This is a genomic window from Streptomyces endocoffeicus (assembly GCF_016741935.1).
In the GTDB taxonomy this organism is placed as follows: Bacteria; Actinomycetota; Actinomycetes; order Streptomycetales; family Streptomycetaceae; genus Streptomyces; species Streptomyces endocoffeicus.
In genome coordinates, this window is sequence record NZ_JAERRG010000001.1 from 787,267 (window position 1) to 814,104 (window position 26,838).

Below are 26,838 nucleotides of genomic sequence, written 5' to 3' on the forward strand. Positions count from 1 at the left end.
GGCGAACCACGGATCAGGGGGCGCACCCGGGCGGACCCGGGGGCGCCCCCTTCGTCACCGGTCCCGCGGCTCGGACAGCGAGGAGCACACCCGTACCAGCGCGGCGGTCTCCGCCGGCCGGGTCCGGACGAAGTAGTGGCCGCCCCGCTCCAGTTCGTGGAGGGCGATCCGGTCGGAGATCGCCTTCCAGCCGCCGTACTCCTCGGTGAAGGAGGCCGTGGCGATGTCGTCCCGTGCGACCACCACCTCCACCGGGGCATCGAGCCGGTACGCCTCCGGGTCCTCGCGGACCGCGCGCAGGTGTCTCCCGGCGGTCAGCACGTCGTGCTGGTAGGCGCGGGCCACCACATCGGCACGCTCCGCCCCCAGCTCGTCCAGCTCCGTGTACACCTCTCCGGCCCGCAGCCGGGAGAGCAGGCTCTTCTCGTCCGCCGTGGCCGCCTGGGCCATCTCGGCGGCGAGCGTTTCGGCGTCCCCCAGCAGCAACGCGCCGATGTAGACGCGCTCGACGGGCCGATCCGCCTCCGCCAGCAGTCGCGCCGTCTCCAGAGCGGCGGCCACACCGGTGGAGTGTCCCCACACCGACACCGGCGTGGTGATGTGCGCGACGATCTCGTCCCGTACCCACCGGGCCAGGACGGGGACGTCCTCCATCGGCTCACCGTCGCCGGCGAAGTCATGGCCGGGCGGTTCCACACCGAGCACCGCGATGCCATCGTGCTGGAGCTCGGTGGCCAGGGGCCGGAAGTTGACGGCGTTGCCTCCCGCGAAGGGGAAGCACACGAGGGTGTGGTGCGGATCCCGCACGGCGGCCATCGGGTGGAGCAGCCGGGTCGCCATCGGGCGGGCGAAGGCGCCGGCGCCGTGGGGTTCGAGCACCGCCGCGCAGTCGGCGAGCACCGGGTGGGCGGCCAGGTCCTTCAGCGACAGCGCCCGGTCCAGCCGGACCAGGAGCCGCACCGCGGCCAGCGAGGTGCCGCCGAGCTCGAAGAAGTCGTCGGACCGGCCGATCCGCTCCAGCGGTACGCCGAGGACATCGGCCCACAGCTCGGCGAGGCGCTGTTCGGCGGGGGTGGCGGGCGGGATGGGGGCGGGACGTCCGGCCGTCTCCGCGGCGGGCCGCGCCAGCGCCTTCTTGTCGATCTTCCCGTTCTCGGTGAGCGGCAGCCGGTCCACCCGGTGGACATGGGTGGGCACCATGTAGTCGGGCAGGACGGTGCCGAGGAAGTCGCGGACTCCCTCCGCGGTCACCTCCTCCGAGCCGCTGAAGAAGGCGACGAGGACGCGCTGTTCGCTGGTGTCGCCCTCGGTGACCACCGCCGCCTCGCGGACACCGTCCATGGTCAGCAGCTTGTTCTCGATCTCGCCGATCTCGATGCGGAAGCCGCGGATCTTGACCTGCGCGTCGCGGCGCCCCAGGAATTCGAGGCGGTCCTCGGGCAGCCACCGGCCGAAGTCACCGGTCCGGTACATCCGGGTGCCCGGCCGGAACGGGTCCGGGACGAACGCCTCCCGGGTGCGTTCCTCGTCGTTGATGTAGCCACGGCCGACGCACACCCCGGAGAACGCGATCTCACCGGGCGTGCCCAGCGGCACCAGCGCCAGGTTCTCGTCGAGTACATAGGTGTTGACGTTGCGCAGCGCGCGGCCGACGGACACGAACTCCCGCTCCGGGACGCCGTGCAGCACCTCGTGCATCGGATCGTCCGATGTCTCGGTGGCGCCGTAGGCGTTGACCAGCTGGACATCGGGGTAGGCGGCGAACCAGCGCTGCACCAGTTCGTAGGTGAGCGCCTCACCCGTCACCGACACCGAGCGCAGGGCGCCGAGCGGACGGGGATGCTGCTCCAGATGGGTGAGGAGCACTTCCAGATACGACGGGACGACCTGCGTCACGGACACCCGGCCCTCGACGATCTCCTCGACGAAGGCGGCGACGTCGAGCTGGGTGCGGGTGTCCACGATCCGCACGCTGCCGCCCATCAGCAGCGGCGCGGCGAACTGCCACAGGGAGATGTCGAAGCACTGCGACGCGATCTGGGTGACCACATCCCCGCCACCGGCCGTGATCCCGGTGTCCTCGATCTTCGCGTAGAGGTGGTTGAGGAAGCCGGCGTGCTCGCACAGGGCACCCTTGGGGCTTCCGGTGGAGCCCGAGGTGAAGTAGATGTAGGCGGCCTGTCCGGGCGTCATCGGCACCCGGGGCGGCTCCGGGTGGCCGCCGCGCGCCAGGACGCGCGCCACGGACAGCCGCGTGAGCGGGGCGGCCAGCCGGGCGGAGGCCGCGCGCGCCAGCGCCTCGCTGCCCGGATCGGTCAGCGCGACGGCGCAGGCGCTGCGCTCCAGCTGAGCGACCACGCGTTCGACCGGGAAGTCCGGCCGAACGGGCAGGTAGACACCGCCCGCCGTGAAGACGCCGAGGGCGGCCGCGATCCACTCCGGGGTGCGGTCCATGACCACGGCGACCACGTCCTCGGTCTCCACCCCCGCCTCGACCAGCGCGTGCGCGATCCGGTTGACCCGCCGCTCCAGCTCCCGGTACGTCCACCGGACCGTGCCGTGCTCGACCGCGATGGCGTCGGGGCAGCCGCGGGCCCGCTCCTGGAACAGGTCGACGAAGGTGCGGTCGGGCAGTTCCACGGTGGGGCCGGCGAGCCCGGACAGCTGCTTCTCGGTCTCCTGGGAGGACAGCAGGCTCGTCGACCCGTGCCTCCCGTGCGGGTCGGCCACGAGAAGCCGCAGCGCGGCCAGGTGGTATCCGGCGAGGCGCCGCGCGTAGCTGCCGTCGATCGCGGCACGGTCGTGCAGCACCCGCAGCGACAGGCCCTGCTCATCGCGCGACCAGGCCACCCGGAGCAGCACGCCGTCGTCCAGGGCGTCGGGCGCGCGGTCGCCGTGGGCCCGGACCGGAGTGTCCTCGTGCGCCGCCAGCCCGGACAGGTCCAGTACGGCCTCGGGCCGTGCGCCGGCCGCGGCTCCCAGGCCCTTCAGCGCCCCGTCCGCGAGTGCCGCCAGCTCCGCCCAGGTGGAGTCGGCGACGGACAGGCCCAGTGGCCGCGCGGGGCCCGGCCCGTCCTGCGGCACACAGCCGAGGAGCAGGTCGCGCTCGGCGGCGGCGGTCGCCAGGACCCGGGCGTGACCGGCGAGCAGCAGGGCCGCCAGGGGGAGTTCCCATTCCCCGGCGGTGCGTTCCAACGCGTCCGTGAGCTCCGCGTCCAGCCGTATGCCGTGGACCCCCGTGCCCGCGTCCGTCGCGGACGGTGAGGTCCACCGGGGAACGTGGGTGAACGCCAGGGTCTTCGCGCCGTCTTCCATCAGCCTGCGACTCCTTCATCCGGCAGCGCCGGCTCCTCCAGCTCGATCCTGATCAGGCGCGCGGCGGCCGCCGCGTGGTGTCCGGCCCGCTCCCCGTCCGTCCCGGTGGCGACCACGCAGCCCAGGCGGTCCTGGAACGTGTTCGTCACGCGCACGGTGCGTCCGGGGGCGGTGCCGACCGCGACGGCCACCACGCCGGGGGCCGCCCGCGCCGCCTCGACTCCGCCGATGCCCGTGACCCGTCCCTCGCGCTCGTTGCGCAGGAAGCGGACCGCGGCATGCCCCCGGCCCGGCCGGGCGGGCGTCCGGCTCTGTCCCGCCGCGCGGGCGATCACGGCGTCGACGAGGTCGACTCCGTGGGCGGCCCGTACGGCGACGGGGATCATGCCGCCCGCGAGCCGCGGGTTGACCTCGATGACGACGGGGCCGTCTGCGGACATCCGCAGTTCGGTGTGGGCGGCTCCCCAGCCGAGGCCGAGCGCGGTGAGCGCCCGCAGGGCGGTGTCGCCGAGCGTGGCGGCGGTGGCGTCGGGCACGGGTGCGGGTACCTCGTGTCCGGTCTCCACGAAGTACGGCCGGGGCCCGATGTGCTTGGCGACGACGGTGACGACAGCGTTGTCGAAGGTCTCGACGGAGAACTCCGGCCCCTCGACGGCCTCCTGGACCAGAATCCGGGCCGGCACCGGGTTGCCGCGTTCGTCGGTGGACCGGCTCAGCAGTTCATCCGCCCACCGCCCGGTCTCGTCGCGGTCCCGGCACAGCCGGACGCCGACCGAGCCCGATCCGAGGACCGGTTTGAGCACGACCGGGTGGCCGATCCCGTCGGCGGCGCGCACCGCGTCGGCCACCTCGCCGACGGACGCGCTGGCGGGTACCGGGACACCGGCCGCCGCCAGCGCGGCGACCTGCGTCTCCTTGTCCCGGCACCGGGCGATGGCGTCCCCGTCCGCCGCGGGCAGGCCGAGCTTGGCGGCCGCGCGGGCGGCGGTGGACACGAAGTACTCGGAGCTGGAGGCGACTCCGGCGAGCCCTCCGTCCGGTACGAGCCCGGCGCAGCAGTCCACCACCGCGGCCAGGTCACCGGTGTCCAGCAGCCTGGTGTCGATGCCGTCCTGCTCGACGTACACATAGCGGCCCGGGTCCCGGGTCAGCAGCACCGGCCGCAGTCCTCGTGCCCGCGCCGCCGCGCAGAACTCCCGCCCCGTTCCCGTGGTGTTGCTCTCCACGAACGCGAGCCACCGCCCGCTCGTCCTCGCGTGCCCGGTCATCGTTCTCCTTCCCTTCCGGCCGCGGATCCGTGGCCCGCGAGAAGCGCGTCGACCGCGAGATCGAGCCTCCGCCGCGCGTCCCGCGTCCGGCCGCGGTGGACGGCGAGCCGTCGCCCATGGGCGGTGAGCCGCTCCCGCAGGACGCCCACGGCCGCGTCGCACTCGCCGGGGCCGCCGCCCCGGTCGTGTGCCTCGACGACGTCACGCAGGGAGGGCAGTTCGGCGGCCGTGCCGCCGGGGGCCCCGTCGGGCAGGTCGATCTTGGTGAGTTCCGTCGCCCCGCTCTCGATCGCCTCGCGGACGGCGGCGCCCACGATGTGGTGGGCCGTGCGGAACGGAACCCCTTGTGCGACCAGTCTGTTGGCGATCACGGTGGCGGTCACGAAGCTCTCCGCCGTACGCCGCTCCATCCGCTCCACCATCGGACGGGCGCCGCTGACGAGCACCTGGGCGAGGAGGACGGAGTCGCGTACGGCGGCCAGCGCGGGCCAGGCCGGAGCCACCGCCTCGGTGCCGACCTCGATGGAGTTCGTGAACGGCGCGGACTTCATGGCGGAGGCGGCGGCCGTCCAGGCGCCGATGGCCGCGCCCGCCTTCGCCTTGACGTGTTCCAGCAGGAACGCGTTGCGCTTCTGGGGCATGGCCGAGCTGCCGCCGACCAGCCGTTCGGGGAACTCGATCAGCCCGAACTCCTGGGTGCTCCACAGCTGCAGGTCGGTGGCGAGCCGGCTCAGCGTCACCCCGGCCGAGGACGCGGCGGCGAGCGCGCGCAGCAGCGTGTCCCGTGCGGCCACCGCGTCGATCGCGTGCAGCGGTGGGCCGGCGAACCCCAGCAGGACGGCGGTGCGCGCCGGTTCGATGGGCAGGTCCGTCCCGGACACCGCCCCGGCGCCGAGCGGGCAGCGGTCCAGCTCGTCCAGCGTCTGGCGCAGCGCGGTGAGGTCACGGTCCAGCGCGGTGGCGATCCCGCACAGGTAGTAGCCGTAGCTGACCGGCATGGCCGGCTGGAAGTGAGTGTAGATGGGCATCACCACGTCGCGGTGGGCGCGGGCCCGGGAGAGCAGGACCGCCTGCAGCCTCAGCACCTCGCCGAGCAGGTCGGTCAGTTCGGCGCGCAGCCGCATCGCGGTGACGGTCGCCTTGATGTCGTTGCGGGAGCGTCCGGTGTGCAGCTTTCCGCCCACGTCGGCGCCGAGTTCGGCCACCAGATGGCCTTCGTACATCAAGTACAGGCCGCGCGGCGCCGGCAGCCCGTGCAGACTGCCGAAGCCTTCCGCCCGCAGCCGCGTGATGCGCTCCAGGAGCGCGGCGGCCGTGTCGGCGGGCAGCAGCCCGCACTCGGTGAGCATGACCACATGCGCCATGTCGATGGTGCTGATGGGCTCCAGTTCCCCGCGTATGGCGCCGGGATCCGGTTCCCCGTAGACGACGCGGCGGGTGCGCGGGCCGAGGATGCGGGTGAGCCGTCCGGTGGAGCTCACGACAGCGCCCGCTCGGCGAGGCGGTGCGCCACCCGGGGCACGACGCCGGGCACCTCCTCGTAGGAGCGGCGGCCCCAGACGAGCCGGGTCCAGCGGTCACCGGCCTCGGCGGGGGACGCGACGGTCACCGGCTCGGTGGGACGCTCGGCGAGCACATGGCCGTTCGCGGTGAGCCACGCGTCGTCGTAGACGGTGGCCTGGTAGCGGTACCCCTCGTCGGGCAGCATCACCACACAGAGCCCGTCCGGGTTGTTCGCCGCCCACCACTGAGCGACCAGATGGGCGGCGCCGCTGGTCGGGCCCTGGAAGAGGGCGGATTCGGCGTGCAGGGCCCGGGTCTGGGCGTATGCCTCGGTCGCGTCGCACCAGTGGATCTCGTCGAAGAGGGTGTGGTCGAGGTTGGCGGGCCACAGGCTGTTGCCCAGGCCGCGCAGCGAGCGGGGCCCGTCGGGCTGGCCGAACAGCACACTGCGGTGGCTGTCGACGCCGATGACCTGGGTGTGCGAGCTGTATTCGCGCAGTCCGCCCCCGGTGCCACACATCGATCCGGCGGTGCCGACGGTGCCGACCAGGCAGTCGACGGTGCCGAAGGTGCGCACGAGCTGCTCGGCCACCACCTGGTACGACCGGGCGTTGTCCGGGTTGTTGTACTGCTCGGGGCAGAAGGTGGACGGCAGCGAGGCGCGGATCTCCGCCACCTTGGTCAGCCGGGCTCCCTGATATCCGCCGACCGGCGCGGGCTCCAGGCACATCTCCACCTTGGCGCCGAGGTCGGTCAGTCTGCGGTAGAGGTTGTCGTCGATCGCGGGGTCGCTCACCAGGACCAGCTCACGCTCCATCAGCGCCGCCTGCATCGCGAGGGCGAGTCCGAAGGTGCCCGAGGTGGTTTCCACGATCACGGTGTCCTCGGTCAGCTCGCCGCGCTGTAACGCGCGACGCAGGATGTACTGCGCGGGCACCAGTTTCATCAGGGTGAAGACCGCGCCGTAGAGGTTGGGGCCGAGCCGGATGAGGCGTGGCAGCATTTGGGCCTCGGTGATGGAGCGGTACGTCAGGGCGGACAGCGGCATGGAGACTCCTCGGGGTCCGGGGGCGGGCCACGGATCCGGGATCCGGTGGACGCCCCTCGGGGGTCGTGGGGGCATGGCCTGTCGGCCGGGGCACGGGGAACGGAATCAGGAGAGGACCGGCAGGTCGGTCAGCCCCTCGGCAAGGGCCACGTAGACGTCGTCGAGGGTCGGCTCGGACAGCGAGATCCCGGTGATCGCCACTCCCGCGTCGTCCAGGGCACGTACGACGGCGGCGAGGGCTGCGGACTCGTGCACGGGGACGCACACCGTGCCCTCGGGCTCGCCGGGTTGCGGCTCCAGACCCGCGTGGCGCAGCGCGGCCCATGCGGCCGGTACGGCCGCCGGTTCGGCGAGGGTGGCGCGGACCGAGCTGACGCCGAGTTGCTTCTTGAGCTGTGACACCGAGCCGTCGGCGATGGTCCGGCCGCGGCCCAGCACGATGACCCGGTCCGCGAGTTGTTCGGCTTCTTCGAGGTACTGAGTGGTCAGCAGCACGGTGGCGCCGCCCGTCACCGCCGACCGGACCGAGTCCCACAGCGCGCTGCGGCTGACCGGATCGAGTCCGGTGGTGGGCTCGTCCAGGAACAGCACCTGGGGGCGGCCGACGAAACTGCTGGCGAGGTCGAGCCGGCGGCGCATGCCTCCCGAGTACGTCGCGGCCGCACGGTCGGCCGCGCCCGTCAGCGCGAAGGTCTCCAGGAGCTCATCCGCCCTCGTCCGGGCCTCGGTGCGGCTCGCGCCGAGCAAGCGGGCCACCAGGACGAGGTTGTCCCGGCCGGACAGGTTCTCGTCCACCGCGGCGAACTGTCCCGTCAGGCCGATGCGCCGACGTACTTCACGGGCCTCGCGCACCACGTCGTATCCGGCCACCCGCGCCGTGCCCCGGCTGGGCGGCAGCGCGGTGGCGAGGATGTTCACCAGCGTGCTCTTGCCCGCTCCGTTGTGGCCCAGCAGACACAGAACCTCGCCTTCGCCGATGCGGAAGCTGACACCGTCCAGAGCCCGGGTGCCGCCGAAGGACCGGCATATGTCCATCACATCAATCATCGCGCTATTCACCGGATGTCATTCCTCGCAGGGAGCGGATCGGGCAATGCAGTGAGAGGCTGGGAAGTTCCTACATTCGCCGCTCATTCCCCTGCAAGGCCCATACAACAAGTTGCCAGACGGTGCGGGGGCGTTCAGGAGAGTCGACTCGTCCTGACAGGTTCTGACCACGGTCCGGTGATTACGCGGGCTGCGAGTCCTCGTCGTCGAAGGGATCCACATAGGGCAGCAGGCCCAGCTCCACCGCACGGGCGCCGGCCTGAAATCGTGAATTGGCGCCGAGTTCACGGGTTATTTCGGCCACGTTCCTTCGATAGGTGCGGACCGACATGCCGATTTCCCGCGCGGCGGCTTCGTCCGTACGCCCCGAACTCAGCGCCATGAGTATCCGCCGGGCCATGACGCTGCGGGTCCGGCCGCTGAGGCGGCGGTGGTCCTCGAGTGCCGCACTGCAGTTCCAGGAGATCATGAACAGGGTGCGCAGATTGCGCAGCACGGCCGGCGCCCGCACCAGCACCGCCTCGCGCGAGAGTTTGTCCGAACCGGACCACACCACGCTCACCGAGCCATCGGCGAGCACCATCTCCTGCAGGGGTGCCCCGACGAGTCTGACATCGACCCCGGGCGCCTGCTTGTCCAGGCATTTCAGGAGGTATCGCTCATCCATCAGCCCCACCCGCCCCAGCAGCCGCACGTCGACCCCCCGGGCGACGGCTCTGCCCAGCCGGGTGACCAGTCTGGCGGCCCGCTGGTCGTTGCCGCCGGCGAATACCACGGAGAGGCTCTGCTGCGCCGACTCGATGACGTGCTCGGCGGCGTCCACGCCTTCCTCCGGCTCCATCTCGGTCAGGAGCCGTTCCTCGCTGCGATGGCGGTCGACGGCCGACATGACGAGTCGGCCGGCCTCCAGAAGCAGACGTTCTATCTCTCCGCTGAAGACTCCGCCACTCGTTCTTAACGGTGTGATATCAGCGTCTGGTTCCGGATCCGGACCGGCGGAATTCTCGGCGATGATGAACACGTCATTGCAAGAGCTTGGCACAGTTCCCCCTGAAGCAAAGGAAGGGTTGCGACTCACGAGTGCGCCATGGACTCAAGGCACCTCAAGGAGCACAGAGGGCTCGCTGTTCGCCTGCACCGTCCGCGTTCAGAACGTGGCCTGCCTTTCCCATGGGCAGCTCGTCTTCAGCGGACAAAGACGCAACGATCTCACCTTGACCGTCCATAGCGCTGGACTATACCCATTCGCTCCAGCACGGAGTATGGTCGAATCCCTAAAGACAATGGGGGAAACCTCATTGCAGGGTGCGGATTCACTCCTCCGGACAGCGGGGAACCCGCACCCCGGGACGCCCCGGGGGACCGGGGAGGCAGGGCCGTGGGCCGACGAGTTCCGGCGGCCCCCTCCGGGGAGCCGCCGGAATTCATTATTCCGATTCAGGACAACTGGCCGTCGTAGTCAGGCAGTTTGAACGTGCGCTCGGCGTGCCCGCCAACAAGATCACTTTCATTGTTCCCGATGTTGGCGATGATGGTGTAGCCCAGGGACTCGATCTCCGCCCGCTTCGCGGTTTTGAACTCGGCCGGGTCACCGAGGACGTCCCCCAGTGACCGCTGGTACAGGCCGGTGATGGGGTACCCGACGTGCACCAGGTTGCCCCGGGTCACCTGGTCGAGGAGGTCCGGGCGCGCGGTGATGAAGAAGATGCCCACTCCGCGCTCGCTCGCGTAGCGGGTGAGCTCCAGGACCCGCTCGACGGCCGGAGTCGGCGGGAACCACTGGAAGTACGTCTCCAGCGAGGTGTTGTCGATGTCGAGGACGATCGCCTGCTTCTGCCCCCCGCCGTCCTGGATGCGCTGCTGGACGTAGGGAAGGGCCTGGTCGATCACCTTGTCGACATCGCTCTTCCACGTCTCGTAGTCGACGGCCGCGGCGGCGCTGGGGGCCGCGACCGCCGTGGTACGCGCCCGATCCGCCTCGAGGGCCTGCGCGTCCACCGAGCCCGCCAGCCCCAGCAGAGCCGCCGTGGCGACAACCGCTCCCGCCCGCGCCTTCCGTAAGACCGCTCTCATGGTTGCTTCCTCCGTTCCGTCAGCCGTGGCCGGCGGCCACGATTCGGCTCGAAGCTAAGGCCGCCACCGACGCCTCGGCGAGCCCCTGGCCACAACCGGAGCGAGGCGCTCTGACCGCACAAGGGAGCCGCGGACGCAACCGTTTGCTTCTCGCCGAACCGGCCGAAATCATGGCAAGTAGCTGCCACCGGGCATGAGCCGTGGAGGTGGGATTAGAGTAGAAAATGTCATCGCGCTTGTCCGTCAAGGTCGACGAACGGATCGAAGCCATGACCAGAGCGACCAAGACAACCCCTTCCACCAGCGCGGACTCCCGGACGCCGGCTCCGGCGGCGAGGAGAAGGCCCCGCGGGCCCCGTGCGGCGGCCGAGGACGTGTCCGCGCGCCATTCGGTGACCGTCCAGTGCGATGGGCGGCGGGTGGAACTGCCGTCGCAGGAGCAGCTCTGCTTCCTCGCCGGGCTCGGCGTCATCGCCGCCATCGGGATCATCGACTGGCCGGTGGCGGCGGCCATAGCGGTCGGGCACGGGCTGGCCCACAGCCAGCACGGCAAGGCGCTGCGCGAGTTCGGAGAGGCGCTGGAAGAGGCATGACACAGCGGACACCGGACACGCCGGACACGCCAGGTGCACCGGACTACCCCGCGATGATCGTTCCGGTCGGGCATGTGGAGCCCGTACCGCGCCGCATCCGTGGCTTCGTGGCCGGCCGCCCCGTCCTCGACACCGTGCGGGCGCGCTATGTGTGGCTCTGGCCGGGCTATCCGCAGTACTGCGTGCCCCGCGACGACATCGCCGAGGGGGCGCTCGTCGACGAGGGCCGGAGCATGGCGCTGAAGGTCGGCGGAGCGCGCCGCCAGACCCTCCAGCTGGGCTCGCTCACCCGCCCGGGCGCGGCCTGGGAGTGGGGCGAGGACGCGCCCTCCGGCATCGTGGGCCATGTCAGCTTCCGGTGGGAGGCCATCGACGCCTGGTTCGAGGAGGACGAACAGGTCTTCGTCCACCCCAGGAGCCCGTACACCCGTGTCGACGCGCTCCGGTCGGGCCGCGCCGTACGCGTCGAGCTGGACGGCGCCGTGCTCGCCGACGCCCCGAGCTCGGTGATGGTGCTGGAGACGGGGCTCCCGACGCGCTACTACCTGGACCGGGTGTATCTGGACTGGACGCGCATGGAGCCCACCGAGACCGTCACCAGTTGTCCGTACAAGGGCATGACGAGCGGCTACTGGTCCGTCCGGACCGGCACCGCCACCCACCCGGACCTCGCCTGGACCTATGACTTCCCGACCCGCCAGGTGTCCCCCATCGCGGGGCTGGTCGCCTTCTACAACGAGAAGGTCGACCTCTACCTGGACGGCCGGCCGCTTCCCCGGCCCGCCCCGGTCTCCAGGGCGAACTGGGAGCGGGAACAGCGGTAGCCGGTAACGCCTCGGGAGTCCCGGGCACACGGTGACCGCCATGTGCCCGGGAAGCGTCATTTGACGCCGATGTGCGCTCCGGGGCCGAGCGGCAGATCCAGGCCGTAGAAGATGCCGAGGATCGCCAGCCACACCAGCAGGAACGGCACCACGAAGATGGCGAGCCGGGAGATGAGGGTCCCGAGGCGGGCCTCCGGTTCGTATTCGCGGACCATCGCCAGGACCAGGAGGAGATACGGGTTCATCGGGGTGATGGCGCCGGTCGCCGAGTCGCCGATGCGGAAGGCCGCCTGACTGAGCGCCGGGCTCATGTCCATGAGCATGAAGGCCGGGATGAAGACGGGGCCGACCAGGGACCACAAGGCGGATCCGGAGAGGATCACCAGATTGAGGCAGGAGGTCAGCAGGACGAACGCGATGATCGCCCAGAAGCCGGTCACGCCGATGGAGTTGAACAGCGCGGCCGCCTTCACCGCCAGCAGCACCCCGAGGTTGGACCAGGTGAAGACCGCGATGACCTGGGCGGCGAAGAACATCATCACGATGTAGCCGGACATGTTCTTCACCGAGTCGGTCATGGCGGTGACCACGTCCTCGGTGCCGGTGAGCTGCTTGACCGTGAAGCCGTAGGTGAGCCCGGCGAGCAGGAAGGCGCCGAAGAGCACCGGGACGACGCCGGTCAGCACCGGCGAGGGCACGAAGGCGCCGCCCTCCCCGCGCAGCGGCGCGCCCGGCGGCAGCCACAGCGCGAGGACCGCCGCGAGATACACACCGACGACCGCGCAGGTGACCGCGAGCCCCTTGCGCTGCGCCGGGGTGAGCGTCAGGTCCTCCCCCGTGGCCTCGCTGTCGGCCGCCTGATAGGTGCCCAGGCGTGGTTCGAGGACGCGGCTGATGAGGAATCCGCCGAGCAGCCCCAGGACGATGCTGCTGGCGGCGGTGAAGAAGTAGTTGATGAGCACATGGATATGGAGGCCCGCGGCGGCCGGGAGCACCGAGGCCGCCTGCTGGGTGATGCCCACGTACAGGGCGTCGAGCGAACCGATGGTGAACCCGGCGGCGTACCCCGCGGTGACACAGGCGAAGCCGCCGATGAGGCCCGCCACGGGATGGCGCCCGGCGCTCTTGAACACCAGGGCCGCCAGCGGTGGCAGCACGATGGCGCCGACGTCGCTCATCATGTGCGCCTGGCTGGCGATGATCGCCACCGCGTACGGCAGCACGGCGCGCGGCACCCGGGCCAGCGTGGCCCGCATCGCGGTCTCCAGCAGACCGGTCTTCTCCGCGAGCCCGACCACCATGATCAGCACCAGCACGGCGCCGATCGGCGGGAAGGTGGCGAAGTTGGGGATCAGGTTCTCCAGCAGCCAGCGCAGCCCCTCACCGGTGAGCAGCCCGCCGATGGGCTTGGTGTCATCGGTGCCGGGGACGGTGACGGAGACACCGGTGAGGGCGAGGACGGTGGAGACGACGGCCAGCAGCGCGAAGAGCCCGGCGAACAGGACGATGGGGTTGGGCAGGGCGTTGCCGGCGCGTTCGATGAAGGAGAGGACACGGTCGAGCCCGCCACGCCGCTCCTTGTCCGGCGAGGTGCCCCTGGGGGCGGGGAGCCCGGTCACCGCGGGCATCAGGGCCGCCCCGCGGCCGGCGTGGCCGAGGGCAGGAGGCCCTTGGTGTCCTTGCGGACGTGTCCGTCCTGCACGACGCACACCACGTTGGCGGGATCGCCGAGCACACCGATGTCCGCGAGCGGATCGCCCTCGCAGACGACGAGGTCGGCGACGCGGCCGGGGGCCAGCGTGCCGAGCCGGTCGGCGACGCCGAGGAGTTCGGCGGCGGTCCGGGTGCCGGCCACGATGGCGTCCATGGGGTCCATGCCCAGGTCGACGAGGTAGGAGAGCTCCATCAGGTTCTGGCCGTGCGGACAGACGGCGGCGTCGGTGCCGAGCGCGATCTTCGCCCCCTGCTCGATGGCGCGGGAGATGTTCTCCTTGGTGATGCCGGACCAGCGCACCTTCTTCTCGTAGTGATAGTGCTCCATCGTAGCCTTGTTGATGCCCGCGTAGACGGTGGAGAGGGTCGGGACGACGAAGACGCCACGCTCCCCCGCCATCTCCAGGGCCCGGTCGTCCAGGCCGTAGCCGTGCTCGATGCTGGTGACCCCGCCGCGGATGGCGTTGAGGATGCCCGCGTTGCCCTGGGCGTGGGCGGCCACCGGCTTGCCGCCGTGGCGCCGGCACTCGTCGACTACGGCGCGGATCTCCTCCTCCAGGAGCCCCTCGTCGTCCGGCTGGTCGTAGGGGCTGCCCATGCCACCGGTGGCGCAGATCTTGACCAGGTCGGCACCGGCACGCAGCACCTTGCGCACGGCCAGCCGCGCCTCGTCCTCGGTGTCGGCGAGCTCGGACATCTCCCCGCCGCTGAGGTCGGTGCCGTCGGGCAGCCGCACATCGGCGTGGCCACCGGTGTGGCTGATGATCCGCACCGCGGTGTGCAGCCGGGGGCCCTCGATCCGGCCGGTCTCGACGGCGGTGCGGTAGCCGGTGGCCAGGCCGCCCAGGTCACGGGCGGTGGTGATGCCCGCGTCGAGGGTCTCCCGCATACGGGTGGCGGTGTCGAACGTGACCAGGACCGGGTCGAGTTCACCGCGGCGGCCGGGCGGGCTGGCATGGGCGTAGGCGAGGTGGGTGTGGCAGTCGAAGAAACCCGGCAGCACGGTGCGACCGCCCGCGTCGATGACACGTCCGGTGAAGGCGTCGCCGGACGCCGGGGGCGCGGTGGCCGCCGGGCCCGCGTAGGTGATGGTTCCTTCGGCGTCGGCGATGACAACGGCGTCCGCGATCGGGGCCGCCCCGGTACCGTCGACCAACGTGGCGTTCTCCACGCGCAGAGCGGTCCTGGTGGTCTCGGACGTGGTGGGTTCCGTCATGAGCTCGATCTCACTCCTCGTTGCGGGAACTGGTGGGGAGGAGTGTCGATCCATCGCGTGTTTCGGGTGTTATCATGCAGCATTCCATCGAGATTCACATGCGATACGCAGAAAAGCGCCGCCCATGCACACGCAGGATTTCGCCGCGCATGACCTGGACGAGCTGGATCGCGGCCTCATACACGCACTGCAGATCCACCCCAGGGCCCCATGGACTCTCGTCGGTGATGTGCTCGGGGTGAACCCGGTGACGGCCGCGCGCCGCTGGCACCGGCTCCAGGAGAGGGGGCTGGCCTGGGTGACCGCCTACCCCCGGCTGTCGGACTCCCGGATCGTGGTGACCGGCATCGTCGAGGTGGACGCCGAGCCCGGGGTCGGCGAGGACGTGGCCGAGTCCCTGGCGGCCGAACCCTCGGTGGCGAACGTCAAGCTCACGGCCGGAAGCCGGGATCTGGTGATCGCGCTGCAGGCTTCCGACCTGGGCGAGCTCTCCCAGCTCACCACCGCTCTCTTCCGTGGCGCCCCGGGGGTACGGGCGACACGTACGCATGTGGCCACGGCCGTGCCCTCCGAGGGCAGCCGGTGGCGGCTGCGCGCCCTGGACGCCACGCAGCTCGCCCGTCTCCAGGAGGCGCTCCCGCCGACCGAGCCGCTCCCCTCCGGGACGGCCGGCTGGGACCCCCTGGACATCCGGCTCCTGGAGCTGCTGAGTGTGGACGGCCGGATGGCGGTCAGCGATCTCGCGGACCACGCCGACGCGCCGCTCACCACGGTCCGCCGGAGGCTGCGGTCGCTGCTCGGCTCACGGGTGTGTCTGCGCTGCGACCTGGCGCGGCCGCTGTCCGGGTGGCCGCTGTCCGCGGTGTACTTCGCGTCCGTACCGGCCGAGCGCCTGGAGGAGACCAGCCGGGCGCTGGCCGGAGTGCGGGAGGTGCGGTCGTGCGCGATCACGGCGGGCCCGCACAACCTCGTGATCGACGTCTGGCTGCGCGCGTCCGGCGATGTGCACACCTTCGAGGCACATCTGTCCAGGCGGCTGCCGCGGCTGACCATCGAGGACCGCTCGGTGGTGCTGCGCACCGTCAAGCACATGGGCCGGCTGCTGGACCGCGACGGCCACAGCGTGGGCATCGTCCCGCTGCGCCCCTTCGCCGCGCCCGCCGCCGGGGGTGCCACCGGGGGTGCCACCGCCACCTGAGACGCGGGCACACGGTCCCGTATCGGGGCCACCTCGTCGGAAACGGTCGGCGGGGCGCACCGGACGTGAAGGCGCTGTCCAGTGTTCGTATGGGTGCCATCTGCCGGTACCCGCCGCCGGACACGCTGGGGCGCCATGGCACCTGTGCGCGCGATAGTCCAAGCCGTTCCGCTGGTGGCTACGGCCATCGTCATGCTCGACGCGGCCACCGACTTCTTCCCGGACGCCCCGCTGGTCGGCGTCATCACACCGGTGCGCCTCGCCGTGCTGGCGGGGCTGGTCGCGACGGCGGTGACGGCCCCGCGACTCGCCACGTTCCGCACCCGGCTCGACCTCGCCATCGCGCTGCTCCTGCTCAGTGCCATCGCCACCACCTACGTCGGCGGCCACCCCGACGCACCGCTGCGCGCCCTGATGACCGCTCTCGCCACCTTCTACCTGCTGGTCGGGGTGCGGCGGTCGCAGCCCGAATCGTGGCGGGCGGTGGCGCTGCTCGCGCTGGTCTGCGTGGCGGCCGCCGCCACTTCGGCGTTCGCCCAGGTGACCAACGAGGTGCCGACCGGCTTCTGCCGCACCGGGCTCTTCACCGACGTCGACTGCGACGGCGGCGGGGCCGGTGCGATGATCCGCGCCACGGGCACCTTCGCCAACCCCAACCTGCTCGCCGCGTTCCTGGTGCTGCTCACCCCGATCGCCCTGCTGACGGCGGTGACGGTGGCCGAACGCACGGCCCGGGTCGCCGTCGTGACCGTGGGCCTCCTCGCGTACGGCGCGGTGCTGACCACCTTCTCCCGGGCGGGCTGCGTCGCGGCCGCGGCGGGTCTGCTGGTGCTCGGTGGCGCGTACTGGCTCGCCCCCCGCCTCGGCCGGTGGGGGGTGCGGACGCTGACGACCGTGGGGCTGGCGGGGCTGGCGGCGGTGACGGTGGCGCTGTGGGTGGTGTCGCGGGCCGGTGACGCGCTCGGGGTCCGGGGCCAGGCGTGGAAGGCGGCCGTGGACCTGGCCGTGGACCATCCGCTCGGGGTCGGTCTGGGGCGGGCTGGCGACGCCGTCTCCGCCGCCGTACCGGGCGGGAGGACCTTCGTCCACGCGCACAACATGTGGCTGAACTGGCTGGCCGAAGCGGGCGTGGCCGGTCTGCTCGGCATCCTGCTGGTGACCGTGATCGCCGTCGCCTCCGCGGTCCGCGCCGCGCGGGAGAAGTCCGTGGCCGGTGTCGTCGGGCTCGCCGCCCTGACGGGGTTCTTCCTGGCGGCCACGGTGGACCACCCGGCCAACCTGGACCGGATCGCCATGCTCTTCTGGCTGGTCCTCGGCCTCGTCATGGCCGAGGTCCCGGGCGGGTGGCGGGAGTCCGGGACGCCCGTGCGGGCCACGGGGCGGTCGGGCCGGCGCGCGCGGCGCTGAAGCGCTCCGCTGGACGCTCCGCTGGAAGTGCCGCGATGTGTTGTCGGGCGTCCGCGGCGCCGTTGTGGCTGGTCGCGCCCACGCGGCGGAGCCGCACATCGACACAGCCCCGCGCCCCTTCGGGCGCGCCTCTCGAACCGCAGCGGACTTCCGCCGATCTGCTGAGCGGGACCCGCCCGCCACCGCCGCCACGATGCGGGGGAAGCTCGCCGGGCTGCTGAGCCGCAGCCGCCGGGTGGCGCGGGGGCTCAATGTCTTCAGCGGGACGGTGTTCACGGGACTGGCCGTACGGCTCGCCGCCTCTCCGAGGTAGGCGGCCCAACGGACGCTGTGGCCGCCCGGGGTCCGGACAGCGGACCGTTCTCCTGGCCCCGTCCGCGCGGTGGCGACGAGAGTGGGTGGGCGTTCGCGTCAACCGGAAGGCGGGGCACAGCGATGGCGGACACGGTGCGGCGGGGCTACGCGCCCAGCTCCTTCGGGCAGTTGCACTACGCGGAGTGCGGGTCCGGTGAGGCGGTGCTGCTGCTGCACCAGACGCCACGTTCCTGGACCGAGTACGCCGGTGTGCTGCCCCTGGTGGGCCGGGCGCACCGGGCGATCGCCATGGACACCGTGGGGTTCGGCGCCTCGGCCAGGCCCGAGGGGCCGCACTCGATCGAGCGGTTCGCCGATGGAGTGGAGGCGCTGGCCGACGCGCTCGGGCTGGACTCCTTCCACCTGGTGGGCCATCACACGGGTGGTGTGGTGGCCGTGGAGGTGGCCGCCCGGCTGGGCGACCGCGTCAGCGGTCTGCTGCTCTCGGCCACTGCCTTCGTGGATGAGGCCAAGCGCGCGGCGGCTCCCGCCCGCCCGCCGGTCGACCATGTCGACCCCAAGCCGGACGGCTCACATCTGGTGGAGGTGTGGAACCGGCGCCGCGCCTTCTACCGGGCGGGCGAGGAGGCCGCGCTGCACCGCTATGTGATCGACGCGCTGACGGTGCTGGACCGGGTGGAGGAGGGGCACGAGGCGGTGTACCGGTACCGGATGGAGGAGCGGCTGGCGCACATCACCGCCCCCGTACTCGCCGTATGCGCGCCGGAGGACCACTACTCGCTGCCCGCGCTGGAGAAGTTCGCGGCGGCGCTCGGCTGCGAGACCGCGGTCCTGTCCGGCGGCCACGTACCGGCGCCCGAGCAGCTGCCCGGGGAGTTCGCCGATGTCGTCACCGCGTGGGTGGACCGGCATCGGCGGTGGCCCGGTCCCACGTCGTCCCGGTGACACCCTGCCTCCGCAGCGCCGCCTTGCGCACCTTCCCGGTCTCGGTGAGCGGCAGTTCGCCCAGGATGTCCACATAGCGGGGGACGGCGAACGGGGGCAGCTCGCGCTCGCAGTGGCGGATCACATCGGCCAGGTCGAGGGTGCCGCCCGCGCGGGGCACCACGGCGACCATGACCTCGTCCTCGGCCAGCTCGGACGGCACGGGGAAGACGGCCGCGTCGGCCACCTCGGGATGGCTGCGGACGACCGTCTCGACCTCGCACGAGGAGATGTTCTCCCCACGGCGGCGGATCACGTCCTTGATGCGGTCCACGAACCGGAACCAGCCGTCGGGTTCGCGGACCACCCGGTCCCCCGTGTGCCGCCACGCGTCCACCGGCTCCGCCAACTCGCCCAGGTAGCCGGTGGCGAAGGCGTACGGCCGGTGGCTGCGCACGACCAGTTCACCCGGGGTGCCGTCGGGGACGGGCGTGAGCAGTTCGTCCACGACACGGGCGTCGAAGCCCTCGCGCAGGGTGCCCATGTAGCCGGGCCGCTGCTTCTCGGGGGTCGTGCCGATGACCAGGTTGGTCTCGGTGGAGCCGAATCCGTCGATCAGCGTGACGCCGAACCGCTCGCGGAACGGCCCCCAGGCGTGGGCCGGTGTCGCCGGGGAGAGCCCGCGGACGGCCCGGTGCGCACGGTCGTGGGGGCCCGGGGGCTGGGCCAGCAGCATCGGCACCATGGCGCCCAGCAGATAGACCACGGTCGCCCCGGCTCCGGCCGCCTCGGCCCAGTACCGGGAGGCCGAGAAGCGGGGCGCCAGCGTGATCGACGCCCCCACGGTCATCGCCTGTGCCAGCGCGTTCAGCGCGTTGGTGTGGAACAGCGGGAGGCAGGTGTGGAGGACGTCGTCCGCGGTGAGGCGCAGCGCGTCGGACACGTTGCGCCCCCACCAGACGAACTGGGCGTGGGGGCAGCGCACCCCGCGCGACGTGCCGGTGGTCCCCGAGGTGAACAGGACACACGCGGTGTCCTCCGGGCGGACGGGTGCCGCCGGGAAGGCAGGTCCGCCGCCCGGCCGGGGCGTGCCGTCCGCTCCGGCGCGCCACAGCGTCCCCCGGTACCCGGCCGCCCGCACGCGCTCGGCCGTCCCGTCCTCCGCGAGCAGATGAGTAGGGCGGGCCTGGTCCAGGACGTGTCGCAGCCCGGCGCCGCGCAGCCCCGTGTTCAGGGGCACCAGCTCGGCGCCGAGCCAGGCGGCGCCGAGGAACAGGTCCACGAGTTCGATCCGGTTGCCCGTCATCGCCGCGATGCGCTCGCCCGGACGGCAGCCCTGGACCGCGAGGGCCCCCGCCATGGTGGCGGCGGCCTCCCGGGTCTCGCCGTAGGTGCGGACCGTGGTCCCGATCCGCAGGAAGGGGCGGTCCCCGTGGTCCCGGGCCGCCGCCTGGAGCAGCCCGGGAATCGTCAGTGAGGTCACCGCAGCACCTCGCGCTCGCGCAGTGCGCGGATCCGCTCGGGTGACAGGCCCGCGACCTCGCGCAGCACATCGTCGGTGTCGGCGCCGAGCACGGGTGCCGCCTTACGGATGCCACCGGGTGTGCGGATGAGCCGGACGGGCGGCCCCTCGTGCAGGAAGGCCCCCGCCACCGGGTGTTCCGCGCGGATGTAGAAGCCCCTGGCCCGCAGCTGCGGATCGTGCTCCACGAGGTCGCGGCCGTCCCGCACCGGGCCCGCGGGTATGCCGTGCTCCTGGAGGAGTTCGGCGGCGGCGTCGGCCGGCAGGGGCCTGGCCCAGGTGGCGAGGGCCTCGTCGACCAGCTCGGTGTGGTGTGCGCGCCTCTCCGCCGCGCGGGTGCGGTCGTCGGTGGCGAGGTCGGGGCGGCCGATGACCGTGCACAGGGCGGCCCATTCGGTGTCGTCGCGGACGCTGACGGCCAGCCAGCTGTCGGCGCCGAGGCAGCGGTACACGCCCTGCGGGCCCCACCGCGGATCGGTGTTCCCGGCGGGTTCGGTGGGGTGGAGCAGACTGGTGCCCATGTGGGAGGCGATGGCCTCGAGCTGGGACAGGTCGATGTGCTGTCCGCGCCCGGTCTCCTCCCGGTGCTCCAGGGCGGCGACGGTGGCGAGCGCAGCCTGCAGCCCCGCGACGATGTCGCCGTGGCCGTAGATCACCCCGACCACGTCGTCCGGGCCCCATCCGGTCAGGCCGGTGAGCCCCGAGCTGGCGGACACGGTGTCCGCGTACGACACCCAGCCGCTGCGCGGGCCGGTGTGTCCCATGCCGGACATGCTGATGTACACCAGGCGGGGGTTGATCTCGCGCAGGGTGTCGTAGCCCAGGCCGAGCTTGGTCATCACGGTGGCGCTGAAGTTCTCCACCAGGACATCGCAGGAGGCGATGAGGTCGCGCAGCACGGCGACGCCGTCCTCGGTGCGGGTGTCGAGGGCCAGGCTGCGCTTGTTGCGGTTGACCTCGTTGAAGTAGCCGTTGGTGTTCGGATCGGTGTGCGGGCCGCGCGAGAGATGCATGAAGGGCGCGAACCGGGTGGGGTCGGGACGGCCCAGGGACTCGACCTTGATGACATCGGCGCCGTGGTCGGCGAGCACCTTGGTGCAGTACGGCCCGGCGAGCACCCAGGTCAGATCCAGGACGCGGACGCCGTGCAGGGCGGGCCGCGCGGGTTCCCCGGACGCCGCGGGTACGGGCCGGGCCGGGCGGCGCTCGTGCAGCAGCCGCTGGTCCCCGCCCCGTTCCGGGACGTCCAGCTCCTTGATCCGGTGGCCTTCGGGGAACGCGAAGGGGAACCCCAGGTCGGTGCGGTCCCCGGCGCGGAGGAAGAAGTCACGGGCGGCGAGCTGCGGATTGCCGGGCAGCTCATGCGGCAGGTCGACCGCCGCCCACGGCAGCTTCCTGGACTGGGCGAGCTCGGCGAACTCGGCCTTCGGCCACCGGCCCGCGAAGTCCTGCACCACCTCGAAGACATGCTCCTGGTACTTCTTCCGCTCCACCGGGTCCTGCCAGCGCGGCTCGGCGAGGTCGGCCTCGGCGCCCTCCTCGCGCAGCCAGGCGAGCAGCGCGTCCCACATCCGGGGGCTGCCACCGAGGCCACCGCCGAGATGGCCGTCGGCGGACCGGAACAGCCCGTGCGGCACCAGCGGATGCACCCGGCCGGGGCGCGCGGGCACCCGGTCCTCGTGCAGATGGGCGAGGGCGCCCGCCTCCAGGGCGGCGGCCGTGCACGCCTGGGCGGACACGTCGGCGAGCTGGCCCGGCCCCGTACGCCTGGCCCGCAGTCCGAGCAGGGCGGCGATCGCGGCGTGCACACCGGCGAGCTGCTCCGCCTGGTTCTCCGGAAGGTGCAGGGGCGGCCCATCCGGGTCGCCGACCTGCGCGAGCATGCCGCCGAGCGCGGCGACCACCAGATCGGTGCCCTGCCAGTGGCTGCGGGGGCCCACGGTTCCGAAGGGGGTGACGCGGACGTGGACGAGGTGGCCGAGTCCCGCGACGGCCTCCGGCGCGCCGTCCGGTGTCCCGTCGAGGAGGACGTCGGCTCCCGCCACCAGGCGCCGCAGCTCCTCCGGGGACGCGGGGGTGACGGACCGCTTGCCGGCGTGCCAGTGGACGAAGGCGTCGCCGTTCAGTTCGCGCCGTGTCGGATCGCCCTCCTCGGGCTCGACCAGGACGACCTCGTGTCCGAGGCCGACCAGGAGCCGGCCCGCGAACCGGGTGAAGGGGCTGGACAGTTCGACGACGCGAACGGCCGGGTTGCTCACATCTCCTCCGCGGGATGCTCAGTCGTGCTGCTGGTTCAGGAAGCCGGTGACCGCGGTGTAGTAGGCGTGCGGCCGCTCCTCCTGGGGGTGGTGGGAGGCGTGGTGCATGATGTGCAGATTGCCCTTGGGGACCATGCGGGCGAGCATCAGCGGATAGTCCGGGGTGAGGAACGCGTCGTACATGCCCCAGAGGAAGAGGGTGGGCGCCTGGATGGCCCCGAGCTCTGCGGTGAGGTCCTGCCAGTCGCCGCGCGGGTTGTCGGAGGCTCCGGCGAGGGCGGTCTCCTCCGGGTCCAGGCTCTGCTCATAGCGCAGGGTGACGGTGTCATCGGGGATGGCGTCGGGGTCGTACCACTCCAGGCGGGCGATCAGCTGCCGCATCTTCTCCCAGGAGGGGCCGGTGCCGCCGTAGTACACGTCGCGGGCGTTGCGGCCACGCCGGCCGCCCTCCGGCAGCGGGGCCAGCGGGCCGTGGAACACGGGCATGCTGCCGGTGACGGTCAGCGACCGGGCCCGCTCGGGGTACTTCGCGGCCAGGTTCAGCGCGATGGTTCCGCCCCATGAGTTGCACACGAAGTCGGCGCGCTCGATGCCCAGGGTGTCGAGCAGGGCGACCGTCTTGGCGGCGTGGTAGTCCCACATCGGGCCCTCGATGACGGACTTGCCGGACTTGCCGTACTGGAGGATGTCCACGAGGTAGCAGTGACGGTCCTCGGCGAACAGCGGTGCCACCTGGCCGAAGTCGGACCAGCCCGTGCACCCGGGGCCGCCGCCGTGCAGGAAGACCGTCGGCCTGCCCGTCGTGCCCAGTTCGGTGTAGTGGTACGTGACGCCGTCCGCTTCCGCGTAGGCGCCCTCCGGCGGCTTCTGGATGGTCATGAGGTCCATGTCCCGATGGTGTGCGGCCGGTGATCTCCGCCCAAGCGGACCGGTCCGCTGAGCGGGCCGGTCCCGTGGTGAGGGCCTCCGGGCGGTGGCTAGCCTCCCGGCTCATCGAGTCCCCGATGATTCGCGTCCACAGAAAGGCAGCACATGTCCGCGTGGGAAGTGGCCGAGGAACGGGCGAGGGCGGTGATCGGCCGCCCGGAGCACCGGGATCTGGGGGTCGTAAGGGCCGAGGACGCGGCGGAGTTCGCGCGCGCGGCCGGGGAGACCGGCCCGCGGCTGACCGACCCCGGCCACCCCGGATTCACCGTCCATCCCCTGTACGTGGTGAGTCTGCTGCGCGGCGCGGGGGGCGCCGGCCAGGGCGAGTTCCGGCCGGACGGGATGTACCGCGACGAGGTCCCGGGCACCGACGGCCTGGACGTCCGGCTGATGGCGGGTGGCCAGGAGGTCCGGTTCACCGGCGAGGTGCGGGCGGGCGACCGGATCGCGGTCCGCCGTGTTCTCACGGATGTCGAACGCAAGGGCAGCGGTACGCCGTTTCTGCTGCTGACCGTCGAGAAGACGTACACGGCGGAGCGGGGCACGCTCGCCCGGGTGCGGGAGAGGTTCATCGTCCGATGAGTGTGCGCACGGGACAGCCCGTACCGCCGGTGGAGTTCACCCCGGACGCCGTCACGCTGCTGCGGTTCGGGGCGGTCACCCGCAATGCCCATCGCATTCACTACGACACCGGGTTCGCGCGATCCGAGGGGCTGGACGGCCCGGTCGTCATGGCGCAGTTGCACGGCTGTCTGATGCACCGCGCCGCCACGTCGTTCGCGGGTCCGGGCGGACGGGTCCTGGAGGTCGAATGGCAGAACCGGGCACCGGCCCTGGCCGGGGAGCGGCTCGTGGTGTGCGGCACGGTCGGCGCCGTCGATCCGGCGACGGGGCGGGTCACCCTGGATCTGGTCGAGCACGGTGGGCGGGGCGATGTGGTGTGCTGCCGGGGCCGGGCCGTGGTCCTGATGGGGTGACCGGCCCCGCCCCGGCGCGGGACCGTTCAGCCGAGGTCCGGAACCGTTCAGCCGAGGTCCGGAACCGTTCAGCCGAGGTCCGGGATCGTTCAGCCGAGGTCGAGGACGACCTTGCCCACCGCCTCCCCGGACCGCAGACGTGCCACGGCCTCGGCCAGCCCGTCGACGCGATGGCGCTCGACGGGCAGGGTCAGCTCGCCGGAGGTGAGGTCGCCGAGCAGCCGCTGGGTGTCTGCGGCCACCTCCTGGCCGCGGGTCATCAGGTTCACCGGCAGCAGCGACACATCCGCGAGGAGGAAGTCGGCCAGGTCCACGGTGAACTCACGGCCCGCGGTGTAGCCGACGAGGGCCACCCGGCCACGGGGGCGCACCAGCGGCAGGGAGTCGCGCAGGACCGGCCCGCCCACGGTGTCGACGACGACGTCCACCGGGCCGCCGATCGCGTCCGCGGACAGGTCCGCGGCGAGCAGCGCCTTGGCGGCGGCCGGGACGTGCGGCAGTTTGGCGGGGCGGCCCACCACGCCGATCACCTCGGCCCCGGCCCGGGCCGCGACCTGCACGGTGAGCGCCCCGACCGCACCGGCCGCCCCGGTCACCAGGACCCGCTCCCCGGGCCGGACGCCCGCCACGGTGTGCACCGAGGCCCATGCCGTCCCCGCCGGGGAGAAGTAGCTGCAGGCCAGGGCGGGGTCCGTGCCCTCGGGCACGGCCTCCACAGCGGCGTCCGGGACCAGCGCGTGGCCGCCCCAGGTGCCGTCGCGGCGCAGTCCGAGTGCCTTGCCGCGGAGGCGGACCAGGCTCCCCTCGGGGTGGGTATCGGAGGCGACGACGATGCCGCTGCCTTCGGTTCCGGGCACCGACGGCAGATCGGGGAGGATGCCGAACCTGCCGTCGACGACGTTCAGATCGAGGTGGCTGACGGCGGCCGCCTTCATCCGCACCAGGGTGTGGCCGGGGCGTGGCTCGGGTACCGGCCGCTCGACGAGCCGCGGGAGGGTGCCGAACTCCTCCAGCACCAGGGACTGTGACGTCGGGTGGCTCACGTTTTCGCTCCGTATCCACGGGCTCACGGCCCGGTTCGGGGAGGGGCGGACGCCGCGCACGCTAGACCGCGTCCCACGGTCCGCGCACCGGACGGGGTCCGCTCAGCGGGACGCCCCGCCGCGGCCGCCGTCCGGTCGCCCCATCCGGGCGCCCCGTCCGGCCGCCCCGCCTTTCAGCCGCCCACCGTCCGGCCGCCGACCGTCCCACCGTCCGGCCGTCCGCCGGAGGAGCACAGCGGTCTGCTCAGCGGACCGGATCCCTTGGGCGGATCCGCGCCGGGCCGGATGCTCGGGTCCACCGTTCACCCGGTATCAGGAGGACACGCACGATGACGGTCGAGGACTCTCCCGACACGGCCACCCCCGCCCGGAGCCGCCGCGGAAAACCGGCCGGACCCGGCCGCCAGGACTGGTCGTCCTGGCCCCACTACGACGGTGCGGCCGCGGGCTTCCGCGGCTACTGGTACCCGGTCACCTGGTCCAGCCAGATCACCGGCAAGCCGCTGCCGTTCACCGTCTGCGGTGAGCGGATCACGCTGATCCGCGACAGCGGCACCGCGTACGCCCTGCACAACCGGTGCCCGCACCGCGGTGTGCCGCTGTCGGAGGGCAATCAGCAGTTTCCGGGCACGGTGAGCTGCCCGTACCACGGCTGGACCTTCGACCTGCCCACCGGGCGGCTGTCCGCGGTCATCACCGACGGCCCCGGATGCCGGCTGACCGGGAAGCTGGGGGTGCGCACCTATCCGGTCGAGGAGCGCCTCGGGATGGTGTGGGTGTACATCCCGATCGCCGACGAGGAGCCGCATCCGATCGACTCCCAGCTTCCGGAGGAGCTGGTCGGCAACGCGTTCGTGATGGGCGGGCGGATCGAGCCGCGCGGTGGCAACTGGCGGTTCGCCTGCGAGAACGGCTTCGACGAGGGCCACGCCAAGTATCTGCACCGCACGGCCCTGTGGCGGCTGTTCAAGCCCATGCCGACCTGGAACATCACCCGGATCGTGCCGCGTGGCCGCTGGATCTTCCGGGTCCAGGACGAGGTCCACTGGGAGGCCGAGTACCCCGGCGTGGGCCGCTGGACCAACAAGCGCTGGTGGAAGATGCAGCCGCCGAAGGAAACCTTCAACATCGGCAACACCGGCAAGGCCGACAGTGTCGACCCCACGATCGAGGCCCAGGACTTCCCGGGTTTCGCCTCTCTGTCGATGCCGGGCGTGCTGCGCATCGCCTACCCCAAGTTCATCCACTACGAGTTCTACGTCCCGGTGGACGAGAACAACCACCGCTATGTCGGGGTGATGGTCAACTTCACCGAGGGCTGGGACACCCTGCGCTTCTACGCCAAGTACCTGGGGGCGATCCGCTGGCTGTTCCACGGCCAGTTCTCCGGCCAGGACGCGTGGATGGTCGATGTCACCGACGCGCCGCCGGAGAAGCTCTACCGGCCCGATGTCTCGCTCACCGCCTGGCGGAACCTCAGCGAGGAGGAGTACGGCAAGAAGCTGGCCGCGGCCGGCGGCGCATCCGCATCCGCCTCCGCATCCGAAGAGAAGGCATGACATGTTCCGCAAACTGTTCACCCTGTTGCTGGGCGCGGCGATCGCCGTCGGGATCCCGCTGGCCAGAAAGCGCATCGCGCGGACCACGATGACCCAGGTCCACAGGAT

The 26,838-nt window shown here is 72.1% G+C and carries 21 protein-coding genes and 1 pseudogene; 9 read left to right on the forward strand and 13 right to left on the reverse strand.

What is annotated here, in order from left to right:
- Nucleotides 1-54 precede the first annotated feature (54 nt).
- The 7 genes from JK364_RS03310 to JK364_RS03340 form a co-directional block, all read right to left on the reverse strand.
- Complete coding sequence (locus JK364_RS03310; protein WP_201847297.1) at nt 55-3,315, reverse strand: non-ribosomal peptide synthetase family protein; 3,261 nt, start codon at nt 3,313-3,315, stop codon at nt 55-57.
- Entirely contained in the window at nt 3,315-4,583 is a 1,269-nt protein-coding gene (locus JK364_RS03315; protein WP_201847299.1) for an ATP-grasp domain-containing protein, read from the reverse strand. Before JK364_RS03315 ends, JK364_RS03310 begins: the two co-directional genes overlap by 1 nt.
- Nucleotides 4,580-6,064, reverse strand: coding sequence for an argininosuccinate lyase (gene argH / locus JK364_RS03320; protein ID WP_201847301.1), 1,485 nt, complete (start codon nt 6,062-6,064; stop codon nt 4,580-4,582). Before argH ends, JK364_RS03315 begins: the two co-directional genes overlap by 4 nt.
- On the reverse strand, nt 6,061-7,134 hold the full coding sequence (locus JK364_RS03325) for a pyridoxal-phosphate dependent enzyme (protein WP_230991286.1): 1,074 nt from the start codon (nt 7,132-7,134) through the stop codon (nt 6,061-6,063). The genes argH and JK364_RS03325 overlap by 4 nt, the downstream gene beginning before the upstream one ends.
- 105 nt (nt 7,135-7,239) lie before the next feature.
- Nucleotides 7,240-8,193 carry an ATP-binding cassette domain-containing protein gene (locus JK364_RS03330; protein ID WP_307841140.1) on the reverse strand — a complete coding sequence of 318 codons (954 nt, stop codon included), beginning with the start codon at nt 8,191-8,193 and terminating at the stop codon, nt 7,240-7,242.
- A gap of 169 nt (nt 8,194-8,362) precedes the next feature.
- A complete protein-coding gene (locus tag JK364_RS03335; protein ID WP_201847303.1) occupies nt 8,363-9,202 on the reverse strand; it encodes a TrmB family transcriptional regulator sugar-binding domain-containing protein in 840 nt (279 codons plus the stop codon).
- Nucleotides 9,203-9,618: 416 nt separating this feature from the next.
- A complete protein-coding gene (locus JK364_RS03340; protein ID WP_201847306.1) occupies nt 9,619-10,254 on the reverse strand; it encodes an HAD family acid phosphatase in 636 nt (211 codons plus the stop codon).
- 374 nt (nt 10,255-10,628) lie between these two features.
- Between JK364_RS03340 and JK364_RS03345 the strand changes: the two genes are divergently transcribed.
- Nucleotides 10,629-10,847 carry a hypothetical protein gene (locus tag JK364_RS03345; protein ID WP_201847308.1) on the forward strand — a complete coding sequence of 73 codons (219 nt, stop codon included), beginning with the start codon at nt 10,629-10,631 and terminating at the stop codon, nt 10,845-10,847.
- Nucleotides 10,844-11,671, forward strand: a complete 828-nt coding sequence (locus tag JK364_RS03350) for a DUF427 domain-containing protein (protein ID WP_201847310.1) — start codon at nt 10,844-10,846, stop codon at nt 11,669-11,671. Before JK364_RS03345 ends, JK364_RS03350 begins: the two co-directional genes overlap by 4 nt.
- Nucleotides 11,672-11,727: 56 nt before the next feature.
- Here JK364_RS03350 and JK364_RS03355 read toward each other — a convergent pair whose 3' ends face one another.
- Together JK364_RS03355 and JK364_RS03360 are read right to left on the reverse strand one after the other, a co-directional pair.
- Entirely contained in the window at nt 11,728-13,299 is a 1,572-nt protein-coding gene (locus tag JK364_RS03355) for an AbgT family transporter (RefSeq protein WP_201847313.1), read from the reverse strand.
- On the reverse strand, nt 13,299-14,600 hold the full coding sequence (locus JK364_RS03360) for a metal-dependent hydrolase family protein (RefSeq protein ID WP_201847315.1): 1,302 nt from the start codon (nt 14,598-14,600) through the stop codon (nt 13,299-13,301). The genes JK364_RS03355 and JK364_RS03360 overlap by 1 nt, the downstream gene beginning before the upstream one ends.
- Nucleotides 14,601-14,724: 124 nt before the next feature.
- On the opposite strand from JK364_RS03360, the gene JK364_RS03365 reads away from it, so the two are divergent.
- From JK364_RS03365 to JK364_RS03380, 4 genes and pseudogenes are all read left to right on the forward strand, one after another.
- The gene (locus tag JK364_RS03365; RefSeq protein WP_201847317.1) at nt 14,725-15,798 is read left to right on the forward strand and encodes an Lrp/AsnC family transcriptional regulator; all 1,074 of its coding nucleotides are present in this window, start codon (nt 14,725-14,727) and stop codon (nt 15,796-15,798) included.
- A 135-nt stretch (nt 15,799-15,933) separates the two neighbouring features.
- The gene (locus tag JK364_RS03370) at nt 15,934-17,205 is read left to right on the forward strand and encodes an O-antigen ligase family protein (protein WP_201847319.1); all 1,272 of its coding nucleotides are present in this window, start codon (nt 15,934-15,936) and stop codon (nt 17,203-17,205) included.
- A gap of 214 nt (nt 17,206-17,419) precedes the next feature.
- Nucleotides 17,420-17,518, forward strand: a pseudogene (locus JK364_RS03375) (LysE family translocator); the annotation flags it as partial.
- Nucleotides 17,519-17,640: 122 nt separating this feature from the next.
- Complete coding sequence (locus tag JK364_RS03380; protein ID WP_201847321.1) at nt 17,641-18,465, forward strand: alpha/beta fold hydrolase; 825 nt, start codon at nt 17,641-17,643, stop codon at nt 18,463-18,465.
- Here the strand turns inward: JK364_RS03380 and JK364_RS03385 are convergent.
- Genes JK364_RS03385 through JK364_RS03395 form a run of 3 tightly spaced genes read right to left on the reverse strand, consistent with a single transcriptional unit; the run spans nt 18,410 to nt 23,112 of the window.
- Nucleotides 18,410-19,927, reverse strand: a complete 1,518-nt coding sequence (locus JK364_RS03385) for an AMP-binding protein (protein WP_201847323.1) — start codon at nt 19,925-19,927, stop codon at nt 18,410-18,412. The genes JK364_RS03380 and JK364_RS03385 overlap by 56 nt on opposite strands.
- Nucleotides 19,924-22,224 (reverse strand): CaiB/BaiF CoA-transferase family protein, encoded by a 2,301-nt coding sequence (locus tag JK364_RS57475; RefSeq protein WP_201847325.1) that lies wholly within the window; start codon nt 22,222-22,224, stop codon nt 19,924-19,926. Before JK364_RS57475 ends, JK364_RS03385 begins: the two co-directional genes overlap by 4 nt.
- Nucleotides 22,225-22,242: 18 nt before the next feature.
- Nucleotides 22,243-23,112 (reverse strand): alpha/beta fold hydrolase, encoded by an 870-nt coding sequence (locus JK364_RS03395; protein ID WP_201847327.1) that lies wholly within the window; start codon nt 23,110-23,112, stop codon nt 22,243-22,245.
- Nucleotides 23,113-23,256: 144 nt separating this feature from the next.
- Here JK364_RS03395 and JK364_RS03400 point away from each other — a divergent pair, with 144 nt between their 5' ends.
- Both JK364_RS03400 and JK364_RS03405 read left to right on the forward strand, forming a co-directional pair.
- Nucleotides 23,257-23,733, forward strand: coding sequence for an FAS1-like dehydratase domain-containing protein (locus JK364_RS03400; protein ID WP_201847330.1), 477 nt, complete (start codon nt 23,257-23,259; stop codon nt 23,731-23,733).
- Complete coding sequence (locus JK364_RS03405; protein ID WP_201847332.1) at nt 23,730-24,128, forward strand: hotdog family protein; 399 nt, start codon at nt 23,730-23,732, stop codon at nt 24,126-24,128. The genes JK364_RS03400 and JK364_RS03405 overlap by 4 nt, the downstream gene beginning before the upstream one ends.
- Nucleotides 24,129-24,217: 89 nt before the next feature.
- Here JK364_RS03405 and JK364_RS56855 read toward each other — a convergent pair whose 3' ends face one another.
- Nucleotides 24,218-25,171 carry a quinone oxidoreductase family protein gene (locus JK364_RS56855; RefSeq protein WP_201847334.1) on the reverse strand — a complete coding sequence of 318 codons (954 nt, stop codon included), beginning with the start codon at nt 25,169-25,171 and terminating at the stop codon, nt 24,218-24,220.
- Between the two features lie 329 nt (nt 25,172-25,500).
- On the opposite strand from JK364_RS56855, the gene JK364_RS03415 reads away from it, so the two are divergent.
- Nucleotides 25,501-26,730, forward strand: coding sequence for an aromatic ring-hydroxylating oxygenase subunit alpha (locus tag JK364_RS03415; RefSeq protein WP_201847336.1), 1,230 nt, complete (start codon nt 25,501-25,503; stop codon nt 26,728-26,730).
- Nucleotides 26,731-26,838 lie beyond the last annotated feature (108 nt).

Excerpts from the sequence above, each read along its gene's own strand:
- JK364_RS03310 (WP_201847297.1), bottom strand. The coding sequence starts at position 3,315 with ATGGAAGACGGCGCGAAGACCCTGGCGTTCACCCACGTTCCCCGGTGG.
- JK364_RS03315 (WP_201847299.1), bottom strand. The coding sequence starts at position 4,583 with ATGACCGGGCACGCGAGGACGAGCGGGCGGTGGCTCGCGTTCGTGGAG.
- JK364_RS03325 (WP_230991286.1), bottom strand. The coding sequence starts at position 7,134 with ATGCCGCTGTCCGCCCTGACGTACCGCTCCATCACCGAGGCCCAAATG.
- JK364_RS03340 (WP_201847306.1), bottom strand. The coding sequence starts at position 10,254 with ATGAGAGCGGTCTTACGGAAGGCGCGGGCGGGAGCGGTTGTCGCCACG.
- JK364_RS03350 (WP_201847310.1), top strand. The coding sequence starts at position 10,844 with ATGACACAGCGGACACCGGACACGCCGGACACGCCAGGTGCACCGGAC.
- JK364_RS03355 (WP_201847313.1), bottom strand. The coding sequence starts at position 13,299 with ATGCCCGCGGTGACCGGGCTCCCCGCCCCCAGGGGCACCTCGCCGGAC.
- JK364_RS03360 (WP_201847315.1), bottom strand. The coding sequence starts at position 14,600 with ATGACGGAACCCACCACGTCCGAGACCACCAGGACCGCTCTGCGCGTG.
- JK364_RS03365 (WP_201847317.1), top strand. The coding sequence starts at position 14,725 with ATGCACACGCAGGATTTCGCCGCGCATGACCTGGACGAGCTGGATCGC.
- JK364_RS03370 (WP_201847319.1), top strand. The coding sequence starts at position 15,934 with ATGGCACCTGTGCGCGCGATAGTCCAAGCCGTTCCGCTGGTGGCTACG.
- JK364_RS03380 (WP_201847321.1), top strand. The coding sequence starts at position 17,641 with ATGGCGGACACGGTGCGGCGGGGCTACGCGCCCAGCTCCTTCGGGCAG.
- JK364_RS03395 (WP_201847327.1), bottom strand. The coding sequence starts at position 23,112 with ATGGACCTCATGACCATCCAGAAGCCGCCGGAGGGCGCCTACGCGGAA.
- JK364_RS03400 (WP_201847330.1), top strand. The coding sequence starts at position 23,257 with ATGTCCGCGTGGGAAGTGGCCGAGGAACGGGCGAGGGCGGTGATCGGC.
- JK364_RS03405 (WP_201847332.1), top strand. The coding sequence starts at position 23,730 with ATGAGTGTGCGCACGGGACAGCCCGTACCGCCGGTGGAGTTCACCCCG.
- JK364_RS03415 (WP_201847336.1), top strand. The coding sequence starts at position 25,501 with ATGACGGTCGAGGACTCTCCCGACACGGCCACCCCCGCCCGGAGCCGC.